The 15,571-nt window shown below is 43.5% G+C and carries 17 protein-coding genes; 9 read left to right on the top strand and 8 right to left on the bottom strand.

Annotated elements, in window-relative coordinates; all coding sequences use genetic code 11:
* Positions 1-46: 46 nt before the first annotated feature.
* The gene (gene msrB, locus FLAVO9R_RS12005; RefSeq protein WP_159531591.1) at positions 47-445 is read left to right on the top strand and encodes a peptide-methionine (R)-S-oxide reductase MsrB; all 399 of its coding nucleotides are present in this window, start codon (positions 47-49) and stop codon (positions 443-445) included.
* A gap of 180 nt (positions 446-625) precedes the next feature.
* On the opposite strand, the gene FLAVO9R_RS12000 is transcribed toward msrB, so the two are convergent.
* Positions 626-1,495, bottom strand: a complete 870-nt coding sequence (locus FLAVO9R_RS12000; RefSeq protein ID WP_232370638.1) for a DUF2989 domain-containing protein — start codon at positions 1,493-1,495, stop codon at positions 626-628.
* Between the two features lie 147 nt (positions 1,496-1,642).
* Between FLAVO9R_RS12000 and FLAVO9R_RS11995 the strand changes: the two genes are divergently transcribed.
* The 7 genes from FLAVO9R_RS11995 (at position 1,643) to FLAVO9R_RS11965 (ending at position 10,132) form a co-directional block, all read left to right on the top strand.
* Complete coding sequence (locus FLAVO9R_RS11995) at positions 1,643-3,088, top strand: glyceraldehyde-3-phosphate dehydrogenase (RefSeq protein WP_159531587.1); 1,446 nt, start codon at positions 1,643-1,645, stop codon at positions 3,086-3,088.
* A gap of 158 nt (positions 3,089-3,246) precedes the next feature.
* Positions 3,247-4,377: a M14 family metallopeptidase gene (locus tag FLAVO9R_RS11990; protein ID WP_159531585.1), complete on the top strand. Its 1,131-nt coding sequence runs from the start codon at positions 3,247-3,249 to the stop codon at positions 4,375-4,377.
* 102 nt (positions 4,378-4,479) lie between these two features.
* Positions 4,480-6,138: an alanine/glycine:cation symporter family protein gene (locus FLAVO9R_RS11985; RefSeq protein WP_159531583.1), complete on the top strand. Its 1,659-nt coding sequence runs from the start codon at positions 4,480-4,482 to the stop codon at positions 6,136-6,138.
* Between the two features lie 198 nt (positions 6,139-6,336).
* Positions 6,337-6,666 (top strand): zinc ribbon domain-containing protein, encoded by a 330-nt coding sequence (locus FLAVO9R_RS11980; protein ID WP_013783656.1) that lies wholly within the window; start codon positions 6,337-6,339, stop codon positions 6,664-6,666.
* A complete protein-coding gene (locus FLAVO9R_RS11975; RefSeq protein ID WP_159531581.1) occupies positions 6,663-6,956 on the top strand; it encodes a YeaC family protein in 294 nt (97 codons plus the stop codon). The genes FLAVO9R_RS11980 and FLAVO9R_RS11975 overlap by 4 nt, the downstream gene beginning before the upstream one ends.
* Positions 6,946-9,915, top strand: a complete 2,970-nt coding sequence (locus tag FLAVO9R_RS11970) for a DUF349 domain-containing protein (RefSeq protein ID WP_159531579.1) — start codon at positions 6,946-6,948, stop codon at positions 9,913-9,915. Before FLAVO9R_RS11975 ends, FLAVO9R_RS11970 begins: the two co-directional genes overlap by 11 nt.
* Position 9,916: 1 nt before the next feature.
* Entirely contained in the window at positions 9,917-10,132 is a 216-nt protein-coding gene (locus FLAVO9R_RS11965) for a hypothetical protein (RefSeq protein ID WP_159531577.1), read from the top strand.
* A 50-nt stretch (positions 10,133-10,182) separates the two neighbouring features.
* Here the strand turns inward: FLAVO9R_RS11965 and FLAVO9R_RS11960 are convergent, their stop codons facing one another.
* Together FLAVO9R_RS11960 and FLAVO9R_RS11955 are read right to left on the bottom strand one after the other, a co-directional pair.
* Positions 10,183-10,377, bottom strand: a complete 195-nt coding sequence (locus FLAVO9R_RS11960; protein ID WP_083820183.1) for a hypothetical protein — start codon at positions 10,375-10,377, stop codon at positions 10,183-10,185.
* Positions 10,378-10,431: 54 nt separating this feature from the next.
* Positions 10,432-10,608, bottom strand: a complete 177-nt coding sequence (locus FLAVO9R_RS11955; protein WP_041452796.1) for a DUF1328 domain-containing protein — start codon at positions 10,606-10,608, stop codon at positions 10,432-10,434.
* A 254-nt stretch (positions 10,609-10,862) separates the two neighbouring features.
* Here FLAVO9R_RS11955 and yfbR point away from each other — a divergent pair, with 254 nt between their 5' ends.
* Complete coding sequence (yfbR, locus tag FLAVO9R_RS11950) at positions 10,863-11,516, top strand: 5'-deoxynucleotidase (RefSeq protein ID WP_159531575.1); 654 nt, start codon at positions 10,863-10,865, stop codon at positions 11,514-11,516.
* A gap of 80 nt (positions 11,517-11,596) precedes the next feature.
* Here the strand turns inward: yfbR and FLAVO9R_RS11945 are convergent, their stop codons facing one another.
* From FLAVO9R_RS11945 to FLAVO9R_RS11925, 5 genes are all read right to left on the bottom strand, one after another.
* The gene (locus FLAVO9R_RS11945) at positions 11,597-12,148 is read right to left on the bottom strand and encodes a CC0125/CC1285 family lipoprotein (RefSeq protein WP_159531573.1); all 552 of its coding nucleotides are present in this window, start codon (positions 12,146-12,148) and stop codon (positions 11,597-11,599) included.
* Between the two features lie 30 nt (positions 12,149-12,178).
* Positions 12,179-12,436: a hypothetical protein gene (locus tag FLAVO9R_RS11940; protein ID WP_159531571.1), complete on the bottom strand. Its 258-nt coding sequence runs from the start codon at positions 12,434-12,436 to the stop codon at positions 12,179-12,181.
* A 56-nt stretch (positions 12,437-12,492) separates the two neighbouring features.
* Complete coding sequence (locus FLAVO9R_RS11935) at positions 12,493-13,005, bottom strand: hypothetical protein (protein WP_159531569.1); 513 nt, start codon at positions 13,003-13,005, stop codon at positions 12,493-12,495.
* Positions 13,006-13,008: 3 nt separating this feature from the next.
* Positions 13,009-13,326 (bottom strand): DUF883 domain-containing protein, encoded by a 318-nt coding sequence (locus tag FLAVO9R_RS11930; RefSeq protein ID WP_159531567.1) that lies wholly within the window; start codon positions 13,324-13,326, stop codon positions 13,009-13,011.
* A 254-nt stretch (positions 13,327-13,580) separates the two neighbouring features.
* Entirely contained in the window at positions 13,581-15,566 is a 1,986-nt protein-coding gene (locus tag FLAVO9R_RS11925) for a response regulator (protein ID WP_159531565.1), read from the bottom strand.
* Positions 15,567-15,571: the final 5 nt, after the last annotated feature.

Here is a 15,571-nt window from a genome sequence, read left to right as displayed (position 1 = left end):
AGGTGCACCTTTTTTCTTTTTTGAGGGCTGATTGTTAGGAGAAACTATGTCTGAGCAAAAATGGCAAGATACGCTGTCTGAAGCAGAATACCGAGTATGCCGCAATGCAGGGACAGAGCGACCTTTTACCGGGGCATTGTTAGATGAAGCCCGAGAAGGAACCTATGTTTGTAAGTGCTGTGGCGCCGAATTGTTTTCATCACACACTAAGTTTGATGCTGGTTGTGGCTGGCCCTCTTTCTTTGCACAACTTGAAAACGACAATGTTGGTTACCGAGATGACAATACGCACGGTATGCACCGTGTGGAAATATTTTGCAAACAATGTGATTCCCATCTCGGTCACGTGTTTCCAGATGGACCTGAACCCAGCGGCCAGCGCTATTGCGTTAATTCAATTTCATTAACGTTCAAAGGTAACGGTGATGTTGTGGTAAAAGGCTAGGCTCGAGCGCTGTAGTTATTACTTTGAGTAGAGTGTCTTTCACAAGGTAAACAGTCGAACAAAAAACATACAGTTGTGACTGCCTTAACGTAAAAAATAAAAAAATCCGCCTATATTCGGCGGATTTTTTATTTTTTTAGCACTTATTTAATACCTAAAAAATGTAATTCATTTTCATTATTACAGTCTATTTAGCTTAAGCGCGTTCGCATCGAATTGGCTATTATCAAGGGCAGAGACAATATCACGTACTACGCTGTCTAAAATATCAACCGGTAGATTAAACTTTTGGCCGATTGATTCCCGCCTAGCTGAGGGAATTTTTTCGTCGAAGTATTCGCTTACACCTAGCCATACATAAGCCATTCTGTAGTTTTCTTTATCCATACCTAACGACACCAACGACAGATAAAGTGCACTGTCTATGTCATCAGCATCCGTGTATAGGCTTAGCGCTTTATACAAGGTATCAATAGTGCGCTGAGGATCGGTTTTAATTTGCGCCGAGGCCAAAGAAATTAGCAACTCAGGATCTTTTACTCTGTTACTAGCAGCATAGCGTTCAAACCGGTGAAATGCTTCTTTATCGTTATGGCGAGACCAATGGTAGTAAGAAAGGTAAGGGTCGAGAGAGCGCTTAGTCTCACGCGCTAAACGGTTTAATTCACGTTGCGCTGTAATCACACCCTTAAGGCGGGTGGCTTCTTTGCCTTTACGTTTCACGTGTTCAATATGCTGAACTTCTTCCACACAGACCAAGTAATCTTCAAACGCTAATAGTAATGGGTATTTGAACGCTTCTGAGGTATCTGCTTGGTGGTTGTATCTTAACCTTATGATATCGGCACGTTCGTGGCGACACCGAGCATCTAGGCTTAAATCTAAACACATCTCACTGTTGGTTTTGCAAATTTCACTAATAGTGGGTTCGAACCAATCGCTACACCCAGACAACATAACGGTCATAGAAAGCGTAGCGATAACATTTTTATAACCTGTTGGAAAATTACTAAATAAAGTGCCTCGAACAGGCCGGTTTTGTGATTTCATGAAATTTATCAACAATTTGGTCATCCTTGTTTGTTTCTTTAAGATACTGCTCGTCACCGTCAGACGAAATCTTCACCTAGTGTACCCTAAAATATTAAAAAACTGACGTGTCACATACCGTTAATTTACGTCGATAAAGGCAAAAACATGAACCAACAGTTTGAGCAGGAATTACAAAGCAGCTGGCAAGAGCGTCAGGAATACGCGGAAATGATGTTGCCCCTTATCGGTAAGCTATACCGAAATAGCGCAGTAGAAATTTCAGTTTATGGCCGCTCTTTATTAAATGCCAGTGCGACTGATGTGATTAAAGCGCATCGCAAAGTGCGCTTGCACGAGGGAGTAAAATTGCGACTTCGGGAGAGTTTCCCAATTTTACTTGCGCTGAGCGAAATGCAGATTGCCCCTGCTCAAATTGATATTGGTAAGCTGGCTTTTGATTTTAATTACGGTTCGGCGGTAGACAACGACGACTTACATGCATTTTTAAGTGAGAAGTTAGGCGACGTTATTGATAAAGAGGACGATCAGAAGCCTCAAGACGTTGTACTTTATGGCTTTGGTCGTATAGGTCGTTTATTAGCGCGTTTGTTAATAGAGCGCCAAGGTAAAAATAACAAGTTACGTTTACGCGCCATTGTGGTGCGTGGTGGGCGCGATGGCGACTTAGAAAAGCGAGCTAGCTTGCTTCGCCGTGACTCAGTGCACGGGCCATTTAATGGCAGTATCTCAATTGATCATGAGCGCAATGCATTAAAAGCAAACGGCTCGTTTATTCAAGTGATTTACGCCAATAGCCCTGACGAAGTTGATTACACGCAATATGGTATCGATAACGCTATTATTGTTGATAACACGGGTATCTGGCGTGACCGCGATGGTTTAGGTTTGCACCTGAAAGCGAAAGGTGCGTCTAAAGCAGTACTAACGGCACCAGGTAAAGGTGATATTAAAAACATCGTTCATGGGGTAAACCATGAAGAGATCACGCCAGACGACACAATTCTTTCAGCCGCAAGTTGTACTACCAATGCGATAACGCCCGTGCTTAAAGCACTCGACGAAGAATACGGTATTGAAGACGGTCATGTTGAAACGGTGCATTCATACACCAATGACCAAAACTTAATTGATAACTATCATAAGGGTGACAGACGTGGTCGTAGTGCGCCACTTAATATGGTTATTACCGAAACAGGCGCAGCAAAAGCGGTATCAAAGGCTTACCCTAAGCTTGCTGGCAAGCTAACTGGTAACGCTATTCGCGTGCCTACGCCGAATGTTTCACTGGCTATTTTGAACCTTAACTTAGCGAAAGGCACAGATAGAGTAGCAGTGAATGAATTTTTACGGGATGCTGCACTTTTTTCTACCTTACAGCACCAAATCGATTACACGGCGAGCAAAGAGATTGTCTCTACTGACTTAGTAGGCTCACGTGCAGCGTCAGTAGTAGATTCACAAGCGACTATTGTGGCAGACAAACGCCTTACTCTTTATGTTTGGTACGATAATGAGTTTGGTTATAGCTGTCAGGTAATGCGTGTTATCCGCGATATGGCAGGGATGAGCTTCCCAACATTGCCGCTTTAATATTCAATTTGAATAAAAACCGACCGCTTAGGGTCGGTTTTTTATTTGTGTAAACAAAACCGTGCCTTCAAGTGGCATAAATAGCGCATCGGCACATAGTATTTCTATTGCTGACTATGCTAAATTACCGCTAAAATTAAGAAGAGAAACGACAGTTTATGCATATTTCTAGTCAATTCGATAGCGGCAACATTGACGTGTTGAGCGCTGAATCGGTTGAAGACATCCGTCTTGCCATTCCAAAAGATAACCAATCTGAATTTGCTCAATGGTTTCACTTTCGCTTAGTTGGCGAGTCGTTTGTTACTCATACAATGACCATTACTGACTTGGCAAAGTCTGCCTATCCAGATGGCTGGAAAGGCTACAATGTGCTTGCATCATACGATCGCCAAACATGGTTTCGTATTCCCAGCGAGTTTGATGGCGATAACCTCACATTCTCTCTAACACTCGAACAGCCTAGCGTTTATTTCGCTTACTTCATTCCTTATAGCTACGAAAGGCATCTTGACCTAGTGCACGATGCGCAAATGTCCTTGCTATGTGAGCATCGCTTTTTAGGCTTAACCCTAGATGGCCGCGATATGTCCATGCTAGTGATTGGCGAAGAAGCACCTAATAAAAAGAAAGTATGGGTTACTGCCAGGCAGCACCCAGGTGAGAGCATGGCCGAGTGGTGTGCGGAAGGCCTCATCTACCGTTTGCTAGATGAGCAAGACGGACTGGCGCGACAATTGCTGGATAACGCTGTGTTCTATGTAGTACCCAATATGAATCCTGACGGTAGCGCACGCGGTCATTTACGTACCAATGCGGTAGGCACCAATTTAAACCGTGAGTGGGCAACCCCAAGTGCTGACAAAAGCCCAGAAGTGCTTTATGTCATGGATGCGATGGAAAAAATTGGCGTAGATATGTTTGTCGATTTGCACGGTGATGAAGCACTGCCGTACAATTTTGTGGCAGGCTGTGAAGGTAATCCAAGTTATTCTGATGAAATTAAAGCGCTAGAAAATACGTTTAAAGATGCGTTATTAAATGCAACGCCAGAGTTTCAGGACGAGTTTGGATACGATAAAGATGCGCCAGGTGAGGGGAACCTAACCGTGGCAGCAAACGCAGTGGGTGAGAAATTTAACTGTATGTCTTACACTGTTGAAATGCCGTTCAAAGACAATGCTGATGTACCAGATGAAATCTATGGCTGGTCTGTTCAGCGCAGCAGACAGCTAGGCGAGGATTTACTTATTGCCGTAAATGCCGTAGTAAAGAAGTTAAATGGTTAATACGTTAAATTAGCATTACAAAAAAAGCCCCTTTTCAACGGGGCTTTATTAATAAATACAATAATAGAAATCATAACAACAAGATAATAAAGGGGTGATACCTTGGAAGGGTTATATAGTTTTCTCGTCATACTGGATGGTTTTTTAGGCGGCGCAGGGTGGTTTCCTTACGTATTGCTCGGTGTAGGTCTGTTCTTCACTATCTACCTTAAATTTCCTCAAATTCGTTTTTTCAAACATGCATGGCAAGTGGTAACGGGCAAGTTCGATAAAGAGAGCGACCCAGGGGATACCACCCATTTCCGCGCACTCACCACCGCGTTATCAGGTACAGTGGGTACAGGTAACATCAGTGGTGTGGCATTCGCCATATTCTTAGGGGGCCCAGCAGCATTATTTTGGATGTGGGTCACCGCCTTTTTAGGTATGACCACGAAATTCGTTGAAGTTACCCTTTCTCACAAATACCGTGTGAAAACCGAAGATGGCACCATGGCGGGTGGTCCCATGTATTACATGGACAGACGCTTAAACATGAAGTGGTTAGCGGTAGCTTTTGCCATTGCCACTGTGGTGAGTTCATTCGGTACCGGGAACCTGCCGCAAAGTAATGGCATTGCACAAAGTATTGAAGCTACGTTTGGTTTTGAGCCATGGGCAGTAGGTAGCGTGTTAGGTATTTTGCTTGCGCTCGTTATCCTTGGTGGTATTCAACGCATTGCCGCCTTTACTGCGCGGGTAGTGCCGGTAATGGCGGTTATTTACCTTATTGGTGCGTTAGCGGTAATCTTCGCGAACGTTGAGAATATTATTCCTTCTTTCACCGCAGTAATTAAAGATGCATTTACAGGGTCTGCAGCAGCTGGGGGCTTCTTAGGCGCGTCACTTGCTTATGCATTTAACCGTGGTGTGAACCGTGGTTTGTTCTCGAACGAAGCGGGTCAAGGTTCTGCGCCAATTGCGCATGCTGCGGCGAAAACAAAAGAGCCAGCATCAGAAGGTATGGTGTCGTTACTTGAACCTTTCATCGATACCATCATTATCTGTACAGTTACTGGTTTGGTTATCTTGTCTTCTGGTGTATGGAAAGAAAAACATGAAAACGTATTCGATCGTTCTGACATGTTCTTCGTTCAAGGCCAATATGACGATAGCGATCAAGCCGATGTTGATAAGCTTTACGGTTACCTAAACGATGTCGAAGGTAACGAGATAAAAGCGTATACAGGGAGTATCACTGTGGTGAACGGCACTGCGGTTAGCGATGGCTTTACCTTGTTAAATTCACGCTCAGTTGCCGAGGATGTTAAATACAACATTGGCAGCGAAGACTTGTTTACCGGAACATTAAAAATTGAAGATGGTAAACCCGTACGAGACAACCTAGAGGTGAGCGGTAAATCATTGGTGCACTCAGCAGCACTAACGACCATTGCCTTTACACGCGGGTATTTTGGTAACTTTGGGCAATACATAGTGTCTATCGGGCTTATGCTGTTTGCGTTCTCAACGGCTATTGCGTGGTCGTATTATGGTGACAGGGCGATGACGTACTTGCTTGGTCCCCGCTCGGTGATGCCATATCGCGTTATTTACGTAGCTGGCTTTGTATGGGCTGCTTTTTCTGATACCACCCTGGTATGGGCACTGTCGGCAGTGGCCATTGTGGTAATGACTTTACCTAACCTATTTGGTATTGTGCTGCTCAGTAAAGAAATGAAAGAAACCGTTAACGATTATTGGTCTAGACACAAAAAATAATCGCTAACGTGAACGTGGTGTGTAAGCCAACGTGGTAGCCTTTTAAGTTTGGCTTTCACACCACAAATTCAATTAAATTATATTAATGCTCATCTGCCTTTGAATAGGCTTTGCAATACGCATTTCAATACGTAAAATACTCACCTCTAAAACCAATGCTACCTGGTTATTTCCGCATCATTCCTACAGGAGCAAATTATGGCACTCGTTGACTGCCCATCGTGCAATAAAAAAACGTCTGACAAAGCAAAAATATGCCCGCATTGTGATTTCAAAATAGGCGATGCTTCCTCAGAAGATATTGAACGTAAGAAAAATCTACAAAAATTCAAAAAGTTACAGAGCATTCAAAATCAATCGCTTATTGCCATGATCATATTTGTGGCGGGATTCGGTTTTATGTATTGGGGCGGAACAAGACCTGGCGACTTGCAACATAATCTCGCTATTGTAGCCAGTATTGCAGGCTTCGTGTGGTATCTTGTCAACCGCGTAAGAATTGTACTTATTAAACGATTCCGTTCATGAATATAGAAGTATTACTAAATAGTATGACGCCAGAGGTGTACGAACGCCTGCGTCAATCGGTGGAAACCGGTAAATGGCTTGATGGTACGCCGTTAAGTGAAGATCAGAAAGCCAGCTGTATACAAGCAGTTATGCTGTATCAAGCAAAAATTGAGAAATCGTCGGAACATATGACGGTTAATGAAAGCGGCGAAATAGTGCATAAAAGTAAATCAGATTTTAAACGTGCACTTTCCAAGCAAGAAGATGATAACAACACTATAGCGCGGTTTAAACAGGATGATATTTAGTCGGTTCTTTGCTCCTTCTCACACCAGTCAGAATCCCGAAAAAAGACTGGAAGCCATTAAAAGCCTGTCGCCCGAAAAGCCAACAGACAAAACTATTTTACACGAACTTGCATTTAACGATGCTAATGCTGATGTCAGCCTTGCAGCCCTTAACAAACTAAATACGTTTGTATTGTGGCTTAAAATGTCACAAAGCGCCCACCATGCGAAGGTGAAAAAAGTTGCTGAACGCACCGTAGAAGCAGCCTTGATGGGACAGGGTGATGTAACCATAAACGCGAATGAAAAAGCGTCATTTTTGCGTGAAAGTGCCAATGGTGAATTAATTCAGACTGTATTGGTTAACGACCCAAGTTTATTGGCAGATAATATTCTTGTGATGACGTTGCTTCACAAAGTCGATAAGCCAGCTTTTACCCAAACCATTTTTCTTCATCATGCAGATAACGCACTGCAACAAGCTATTTTGGGCACAATTGAAGATAGTAGTGTGCTACAGAAGCTGGAGAAAAAATGCAGAGATAGTGCTATTCACGCCGCTATAGCTACAAAGCTTCAAGTATTGAAAGCGCAAGCCGAAAAGCCTATTGAATTAATGCGACGCGTTACTCTGTGTTTGTCTAAATATCAAGTGCTGGTTGATAAATCAGATGTTGAAGATATTGACAAGCGCCAAGCTGAATTGTTAAGTGAATATAATGACTTAATGACAGATTCATCGATATTGAGTTCAGACGATAAGACGGCGGTAGACGCTAAATTCGCGCGCATTAGCGAAAAGGTATCTCGTCACTTATCGCGTATTCGACCTGAGTGGGAAGCGCAAAAAGCAGCAAAAGACAAAGCCGAGATTGAAGCCCTTTGTAAGCAGCATTTATCGCATGCTACCACACAAGTTAATTGGCTTTATGGTGAGCGTTTATGTGAGGCTACCCTTGCTGATGTAGCGGTAGTGAATGAATCGGTACGCGCATTAGAAGTAAGCGCAGATCATATGGCTTCAATAGGGGGCAGCGCCAAACTGCTTGAAGAAGTTCGTACTGGAATAGCTTCGTTAAACAAGAGTTTAGAAGCCTTTTCGATGCAACAGCAGTACGGTCAAAAGCTTCTGATTTGCTTGTCTCAGGTGGAATCACTAGCAGAAGAATCTAGGCAACAACAGACGGCAGGCACGCCTTCTGAATCGACAAAAAGTGCACAAGACGATAAAGAGAAAGGGCTAACAGAACAAACTGCTGAATTGCCCGAAGCTGCAAGCACTGATACAACGGAAAGTGTATCTATTGAAGGAGACGCTGTTCAAAATGGCACCCATCAAAATGATGAGGTTAGCCATAAAGCCCCAGAATCAATCGAAGCCGAATTTAAAGCGTTAAGTGAAAAGTATCACGACTTACGCAATGAACTTATTTCAGTACCAAGCGCCATTAATAAGCGCTGGCATGCAGCTTCGCGTGTTTTCAGTCAGAAAAAACAAGCTAAAAAAGCAGAAGTAGATCACGCGCTTCGCCAGTGCAGAAAGCAAATCAGTGTAGTGGATAACTTAATTGCTCAAGGTAAGTACCGCGGGGCTATTACCAAGTTTGAAAAGCTATCTGCAACCTTCGAATCTATGCCTGAAAATGTTAAGAAACAATTGGCTAAGCGTTTTGAGAAAACTGCCGAAGATATCGCTCACCTTGAAGGCTGGCAAGATTATATCGCGGCACCTAGAAAACCTGCACTGGTAGAGGAAGCGCAGACATTAGCTTCAACTCCCGTCGAAGATATAAAACAGCGCGGGGAAGCCATTCGTTATCTACGTCAGCAGTGGCTTTCGCTAGGCGCTGGCAGCGACGATAACACACTACAAAGTGCTTTCGACGCCGCTTTAGAACTTGCGTTTCAGCCTTGTCGCGAACATTACGCTGCATTGGATGCTGAGCGTGAGAAAGCGCTTAAAGCTCGTCAGTCATTAATTGAACAAGTTGCTGCCATCGATTTGTCACAGGACGAAGCGGTGCTGGCTAAACTGTTCGATAGAACCGTTAAGCAGTGGCATGAGTGTGGTCAGGTTGAAAAGCGTGAATACGAGTCGTTAAAGCAACGGTGGAACAAAACCATCAGCCCGCTGCAAACCAAAGTGAACCAGTGGCATGCGATGAATAAAAAAGCGAAGCAGCAACTCGTTGCGCAAGCATCAGCGCTGTTAGCAGAGGAAGATATTGCTAGCGCCACTGAAACCGCGCAGCAGCTTCAACACAGTTGGAAAGCCATAGGCCATGCCGGTAAGCGTGATGAAAGCCGATTGTGGCGTGAGTTTCGCCTAGCAAATGACGCATTGTTCGGTCGCCTAAAAGAACAACGTAAGGCACAGTCATCAGCATTTGATGAAACCTTTAATACCCTTTTTACTCAATTGAATGCTATTGACTCGGAATCTGATGAATCGACGATTGCTACTTCAATACAGGATATCGAATCGCGTGCGAAAGACTTGCCTGGTGCTATGCGTGTAAAACTTGATAAGAAAATAGCCGGTATTCAAAAACAACAGCAAACACGTGCGCAGCAGCGTCATGTGCGTCAAGTACAACAGCGTGCTCAATCGGTTATTTCGGTGTTAAGTGAAAGCTTGCGGGCAGGCGATATTACTAACATCAGTGATGACGACGCTGACATGCTAGGAAAGCGATGGAAGTCTGCACTGTCTAAGCCTACACCTGTTCAACAAAGTCGTCATTGGCTAACCGTGGCGTTAGAAGCCGCTACTGATATACCTAGCCCTAAGAGCGATAGCAGCATGCGAACCAATGTGCAGCTAACCATGATGACAGCGAAACTCGAGAAGGGCGAGAGCCTGTCTCCTGCGCAGTTGTTAGAAGATTGGATTGCGCATGGGAAAGTTGATGACCAAGAAACGCATTTACTTGAACGGGTAGTGAATGTATTGGATAACAATCCAGAGGTAGTTGCTTAAGATGAAAAGCCAAGTTGAATTTGGTTTTGCCAGCGAGATGACGGCGTATCGGTTTATCAACACGGTTAAACACATGGATGTTGATTCGCTTGTCGTGAAGTTTGGCCGCACTGATCGTCACGTGTTGGTATCTTACCGGTATGCGGTAGCTGAATTTGATAGTACGTTATCTGATTTAGACGACTTAGCGCGAGAGCTTGGCGGGGAAGAAGTATAAAAAAAGCTGATGGACAACGTCCATCAGCTTTTTCTGTGATAAAGCGAGTATTAACAGTCTTTATCTTCGGCGTCTGCGCCTTCTTTAACATCTTCACAAGCATCTTCTACCGCGTTGCCTGCATCTGTAACAATCTCGTCTAGCTCTTCGCCTGCATCTTCTGCATTGTTATCACCGCATGCCGCAAGTGTAAGTGCAAATGTACCAGCTGCTAAAAGTTTCAATAATGATTTCTGTGAGATCATGTCCATTCTCCTGTTTCCTAAAAGTATCTAAAAATATCTAAATGTGTGGTAAATCTATGCTCGTGGTGACCGACCGCGTAAGGCATTCGCGACTAGTGAAATCACTAGTAAGGCGATAAACACAAAGAATAAAAATTGTGCGATACCTGTTGCTGCACCTGCGATGCCGCCAAAACCAAAAACTGCTGCAATAATGGCGATAATGAAAAAAGTAATTGCCCAACCTAACATAGCTAAATCCTCTTTTTGCTCCGTTACTGACATAGTTATTAATGCGAACTCCGTGCCTGAATGTTAAGTGCATGATTTATATGTATTTGATATTGAATTTCACTGCTTTTGGCTGGTAATGTCTTCGTCGGCTAAACAAGGTTTACAGAGCATTTGCACTTTTTACATGGCGGGGGGCATAGTAAGCAAGGCAGCATTCCCGATCTGCAAATGCTACTATCAATTTTTACTATCGTTATGCTAAAGGGCGCGAAATGGCAAAAACTCACTCCGCATTTATAGGTTTAATGCAACGGGCAAGAAACGTGAAACGATGGCCTTTAATGGCACAATTTCAAGAAGAAATGTTATCTACACACATCTACGAAGCCTCTATGGTCGCTCACATGCTAGGCGCTATAGCAGCGGATGTGTTCAATGAGGATGTTAACCCCGACCGAGTCGCTGCTATGGCTATTTTCCATGAAGGCAGCGAGATTGCAGGCATGAGTGACATTCCAAGCCCTGTGAAGTACCACGACCCTGAAACTACTGCGGCAATTAAAAAGCTGGAGCGTAGGTTTGAGGCTATGCTGATACAAACCTTACCTGAGCCTTTACAGAAGCGCTACCAGCCTTTAATAGAACAAGATAAAGATGATATTCATGTACGGCTTGCTAAAGCCGCTGACGTGTTATGTGCGTATCTAAAATGTGATTATGAGTTGTCAAAATCCAATTCAGAGTTTTCAAACGCTATGTATGAAATGGAAGTGCAATTGAAACAATACCGAGAGAGGTTTCAGTCAGTAGATTACTTTTGTAAAGTCTTCTTAGAAGATGCCAAGGGGACCTTGGATGAACAAACCAAAGATCTTGATTGGGTGGAGCGAGCCAACACATTGCATTTAGATTCTGAGCAAAGTTAAATAAAGCAATGTGCGTTGTAAACAAAACGACCGCCATTTGGCGGTCATTTCATCAAAAATTATTTCTGTTTGAATCACGCTTACTTAACGTTATCTACTTGGTCAGCGAGAATTTCTGTAACAGACATCGCGTTTTTGCCTAAACTGCCCTGGGTATTGCTCATTCTGACCAGAATGGAGAAGTAAACGTCATTAATCTGTGTCTGCGTTACCGTGTTTTGCCCTTGACCCGGTGCAGGCTGTGCCACCTCGGTACAACCAGACATAGTGCATTGCTGGTTGGTCGCAAATGGTTGGGGTTCATCTGTACTGTGGGTCACTGCTCTGGCCATGACAGGTTTTTTATCAACGTCGGTTTTGACAATAGTTAACCATTCATAATTATGTTTGTTAGCGAGTTCAGCGGCCCGGCGCAATGCGTATTGCTGAATGACATCTGCTGGTGTGCGATCTGTTGCTTTAAATAATACTCGGTATTCATTGTCGGTTAGTTGAACGCTAGAATACCCATAGCCTTCTTTAGTGACCGCAGATTTGTAGGGTGTTGGCGAGGCAACAGGTGTAGTGGTGCAAGCGGTAACAAATAAACTGCATGCTAAAGCCGCTATTTTCATTTTTATTGGTAAGCGCATGGTAATTCCTAGTATTAATTGTAGTGACTATTATTTTAGGAACGAAAGTGCGGTGGTGCGCACAAAAGTCATAATAGCTTGATTTCTTTTGCTCTTTGGAGCGTCAGTATTTATACCTTTGTAAACCCCAGCGGCAACAATACCCAATAATACTTCAGGTTTGCCCATAAGCAGACGACAATCTCGCTTAGCCTCTTCAAATGATTCTTCAGCATGATGTTTTTGGGCTAAATAATTATGCTGGCACTGCCTGATATCCTCTAAGTTCTTTTTCAGAAAAATATTCATGATAAGTGCTCCTTAGTTTTACGCTGATTGACGGCAATCCCGTAATGAGTTTGCTGCTACTTGGTTAAAGACTGCATTAATGTGGTAAGCCGCTTTAGATTAATAAAACGAAATGCACTTTGTGCATGTATAAATGCAACGACACTTAATACGCTATTAACCAGTAACAATATAACCATAATAAGTAATGCAGGCATGCCGGCATGGTGCATCGCTAACCCAATACACGAATTGAGTAAAATCCAGCAAAAGCCACCTAATGCAAATGCGGTAAGTGCGCCAAAAATGCTGACAAAAATCGACTTGGTAATGAGTTGAAGTTCAGCGTTAATCAGGTCGATTAATGCAAAGCCTTGATATTTTTTCTGTGCGTAAAGCGCTTTAAAAGAAGCCAGCGCCTCTTCAAAGGTAATGTCTGGGGGATTGTTGTTAGACGACTCGGATGACGCGCCTTGTGAACTTTGCTGGGGAATGCGAAATGTCGCCTGACTTCTCGGAGAAGTCAGGCGAAACGGATTTTCGCTGCTCAGCGTGTATGTGGCACTACGAAAATCTGGTAAAGGCTGCATGCTTTATTTCTTGCGAAATAATGAAGTAACTAACATACCTGCTGCGAAAGCCATACCAGCAGTTGCTAACGGGTTCTCGATAGCATACTTGCGTACACCAGATGACTGCCATTTTTGCTCAGCTAAACGTTTTCGTTCAGACATATTGTCCGCAGAGCGGCTTGCCGTGTTACGAATATTGTCCTCAGCTACGGCTGCACTATCAGCCAGTTTATCAACTGACGAATGAAGTGTTTCTTTTAACTGATCCGTGACTGGGTGACTAGGCTCGGTTACGCTATTCACTTTCGCTGCTTTTGGCGTAGTAGTTTGTGTTGCCATAGTACTCTCCTTAATTTTGCTAGATTGCATATAGAGAGTTGCAACGCTTGTACCAAGATACACATAATATTTAACTTGTTGTTTTTAATCTATTTTATTCTATTTCGTATTTTGAGGGGGAGGCTGAATTTTAATTCAACGTAAGAGTTGCAAGGTAGGCCGTGTAATAATTTCGTAATCGATAAGAATTCTACAAATCGTGTGAGGGCAAGTTAGCTACAAGAAGGCAGCTAACAGTATCTTTTGGCGTCTTTTTAAGACACCACACTTATTAAATCTTCTTTGCTCACCGGCTTTAGCAGCGACTGGCTAACACCTAAGTGCTTCATTGTATCTTTATCCGGCTCGTTTCCACTGACAATAACCAACTTCGCCTTGGGCTGAATTTGGTTCAACTCGGCCGCTAAGTCATACCCGTGATAGTCGGGAAGAGTTAAATCCATTAACACATGGTCAAATACCACTTCGTTCATACGCTCAATAGCATCTGCGCCCGTATTTGCCGTAATAACATCATGGCCTTGATGTACCAAAAATAATTGTAATAACTCAGCTGCGTCCTCATCGTCTTCTATCACTAATACCTTTTTAGAGGTGGGTTGAGCTTGAGTACTTTGAGTTACTGTTTTAACGGTTTCTATTTTCGACACGGCTGGTCCTTGAGACCGCACTAAATATTGGTCTAGCACCTCAGTAAGGGCAGCCCGTTCAATAGGTTTTCCAATAACATTGTCAAACCCATCATCCATTAGAGATTGTTTTAATCCTTTACGGCTAGCGGCTGTGACTGCCACAACAGGTACGTTGCTCTTATGCCGTCTTATTGCATGAAGGGCTTCAATGCCATTCATTACTGGCATGTGGATATCCATTAACACTAAATGGAAGGGGTCGTTATCTTCCTCGGCTTGTAAAACAGCCTCCAACGCTTTAACCCCGTTTTCAGCATACGCTACAGTTGCATGACATTGACTAACCAAGTGCCCTGTTAAGCGGCGAATCTCACGAATATCATCAACAATCAACACCTTGCCAGTAACTTGTAAATCCAAATTACTGGCTTCAGCCCTGCTAGGTGGCTTAAGCGCAAGATGAGCACGACTTTGTTTGCTAATGTCACCGGGATCGATGGAGAACGAAAAGCGACTGCCTTTGCCAAAAACGGAATCTACATTAATACTTCCGCCTAGCTTAGCAACGAGTTCACGGCTTATTGCTAAACCTAAACCAGCTCCGCCATGGTTTGCACGCATAATATCTTCGATTTGCTCAAAAGGCTGAAAGATTTTCTCTAGCTTATCTGGTGGCATGCCAATGCCGGTATCTTCAACAATAAAGTGTAACCGTTCGTTGATTTTACCAGGCGCTGGAGGGCGAACTTCTACCGTGACGGTAATGGCTCCTGTATCGGTAAATTTCACAGCGTTACTGACTAAGTTGATTAATACCTGACGCAAACGAGTAGGGTCAGTTTCAATCACTTCAGGTATCTTGGTTTCTGCGATTACATCGAAAACAAGATCTTTATCTTTCGCTGCTAATCGCATTAACGAGTGGATATCAGTAAGGAACGGGCCTAAATGTACCTCTTTGATATTAAGTTCAAGTTTGTCAGCCATAATGCGAGACATATCTAGAAGGTCATTTAACAAGCCAAGTAAGTGCTTTCCATTAGAGTAAATAATAGAAAGCTCTTGCGCTAAAGGGTCATTACCTTTGTCATCTAATAGCAGCTCTGTGTAACCTAAAATAGACGTAAGCGGGGTGCGAAGTTCGTGGCCTAAGTGAGCCAAAAATTTATCTTTCGCTTTGTTCTGTTGTTCTACTTTGTGTCTTTCTAATCGCTCGTTTTCTATCTCTCGTCGCACCATGGCATAGCGAATGGTTCGCATGAAACGCGGTGACTCAATTTCTGTTTTTTGCAGGTAATCGGCTGCACCTGCTCGCATAACCAATTCGTCAACCTGAGAGTCTGACTGACCGGTTAAAATAACCACCGGAAGGTTAAACTGATTCGATTTCAGCACTTCCAACACATCTACGGCGTTTTCTGCGCCAAGCAGATAGTCGAGAAGGCACAAGTCGAAATTACGACGTTGTAACGCGTCTATGGCGTCGGCACTGTTGGTCACCCAGGTAAGCTGAAAACGGGGTTCTTCGTATTGAAGTAAATAATCCGATGTTAGGAAATAATCATCTTCGTCATCTTCAATCAGTAAAACCCGGATAACTTCGGTCACTGTGC

It is taken from the genome of Alteromonas sp. 38 (assembly GCF_902506055.1).
Taxonomy (GTDB): domain Bacteria; phylum Pseudomonadota; class Gammaproteobacteria; order Enterobacterales; family Alteromonadaceae; genus Alteromonas; species Alteromonas lipotrueae.
Note: the sequence above shows the minus strand (reverse complement) of the source record. Positions and strands in the feature narration are given on the sequence as shown.

What these genes read in the sequence shown, in the direction of transcription:
- FLAVO9R_RS11965 (WP_159531577.1), top strand. Translation starts at nt 9,917, where the DNA reads ATGAAAAGCCAAGTTGAATTTGGTTTTGCCAGCGAGATGACGGCGTAT.
- FLAVO9R_RS11960 (WP_083820183.1), bottom strand. Translation starts at nt 10,377, where the DNA reads ATGATCTCACAGAAATCATTATTGAAACTTTTAGCAGCTGGTACATTT.
- FLAVO9R_RS11955 (WP_041452796.1), bottom strand. Translation starts at nt 10,608, where the DNA reads ATGTTAGGTTGGGCAATTACTTTTTTCATTATCGCCATTATTGCAGCA.
- FLAVO9R_RS12000 (WP_232370638.1), bottom strand. Translation starts at nt 1,495, where the DNA reads ATGAAATCACAAAACCGGCCTGTTCGAGGCACTTTATTTAGTAATTTT.
- yfbR (WP_159531575.1), top strand. Translation starts at nt 10,863, where the DNA reads ATGGCAAAAACTCACTCCGCATTTATAGGTTTAATGCAACGGGCAAGA.
- FLAVO9R_RS11940 (WP_159531571.1), bottom strand. Translation starts at nt 12,436, where the DNA reads ATGAATATTTTTCTGAAAAAGAACTTAGAGGATATCAGGCAGTGCCAG.
- FLAVO9R_RS11930 (WP_159531567.1), bottom strand. Translation starts at nt 13,326, where the DNA reads ATGGCAACACAAACTACTACGCCAAAAGCAGCGAAAGTGAATAGCGTA.
- FLAVO9R_RS11945 (WP_159531573.1), bottom strand. Translation starts at nt 12,148, where the DNA reads ATGCGCTTACCAATAAAAATGAAAATAGCGGCTTTAGCATGCAGTTTA.
- FLAVO9R_RS11990 (WP_159531585.1), top strand. Translation starts at nt 3,247, where the DNA reads ATGCATATTTCTAGTCAATTCGATAGCGGCAACATTGACGTGTTGAGC.
- FLAVO9R_RS11980 (WP_013783656.1), top strand. Translation starts at nt 6,337, where the DNA reads ATGGCACTCGTTGACTGCCCATCGTGCAATAAAAAAACGTCTGACAAA.
- FLAVO9R_RS11995 (WP_159531587.1), top strand. Translation starts at nt 1,643, where the DNA reads ATGAACCAACAGTTTGAGCAGGAATTACAAAGCAGCTGGCAAGAGCGT.
- FLAVO9R_RS11935 (WP_159531569.1), bottom strand. Translation starts at nt 13,005, where the DNA reads ATGCAGCCTTTACCAGATTTTCGTAGTGCCACATACACGCTGAGCAGC.
- FLAVO9R_RS11970 (WP_159531579.1), top strand. Translation starts at nt 6,946, where the DNA reads ATGATATTTAGTCGGTTCTTTGCTCCTTCTCACACCAGTCAGAATCCC.
- msrB (WP_159531591.1), top strand. Translation starts at nt 47, where the DNA reads ATGTCTGAGCAAAAATGGCAAGATACGCTGTCTGAAGCAGAATACCGA.
- FLAVO9R_RS11975 (WP_159531581.1), top strand. Translation starts at nt 6,663, where the DNA reads ATGAATATAGAAGTATTACTAAATAGTATGACGCCAGAGGTGTACGAA.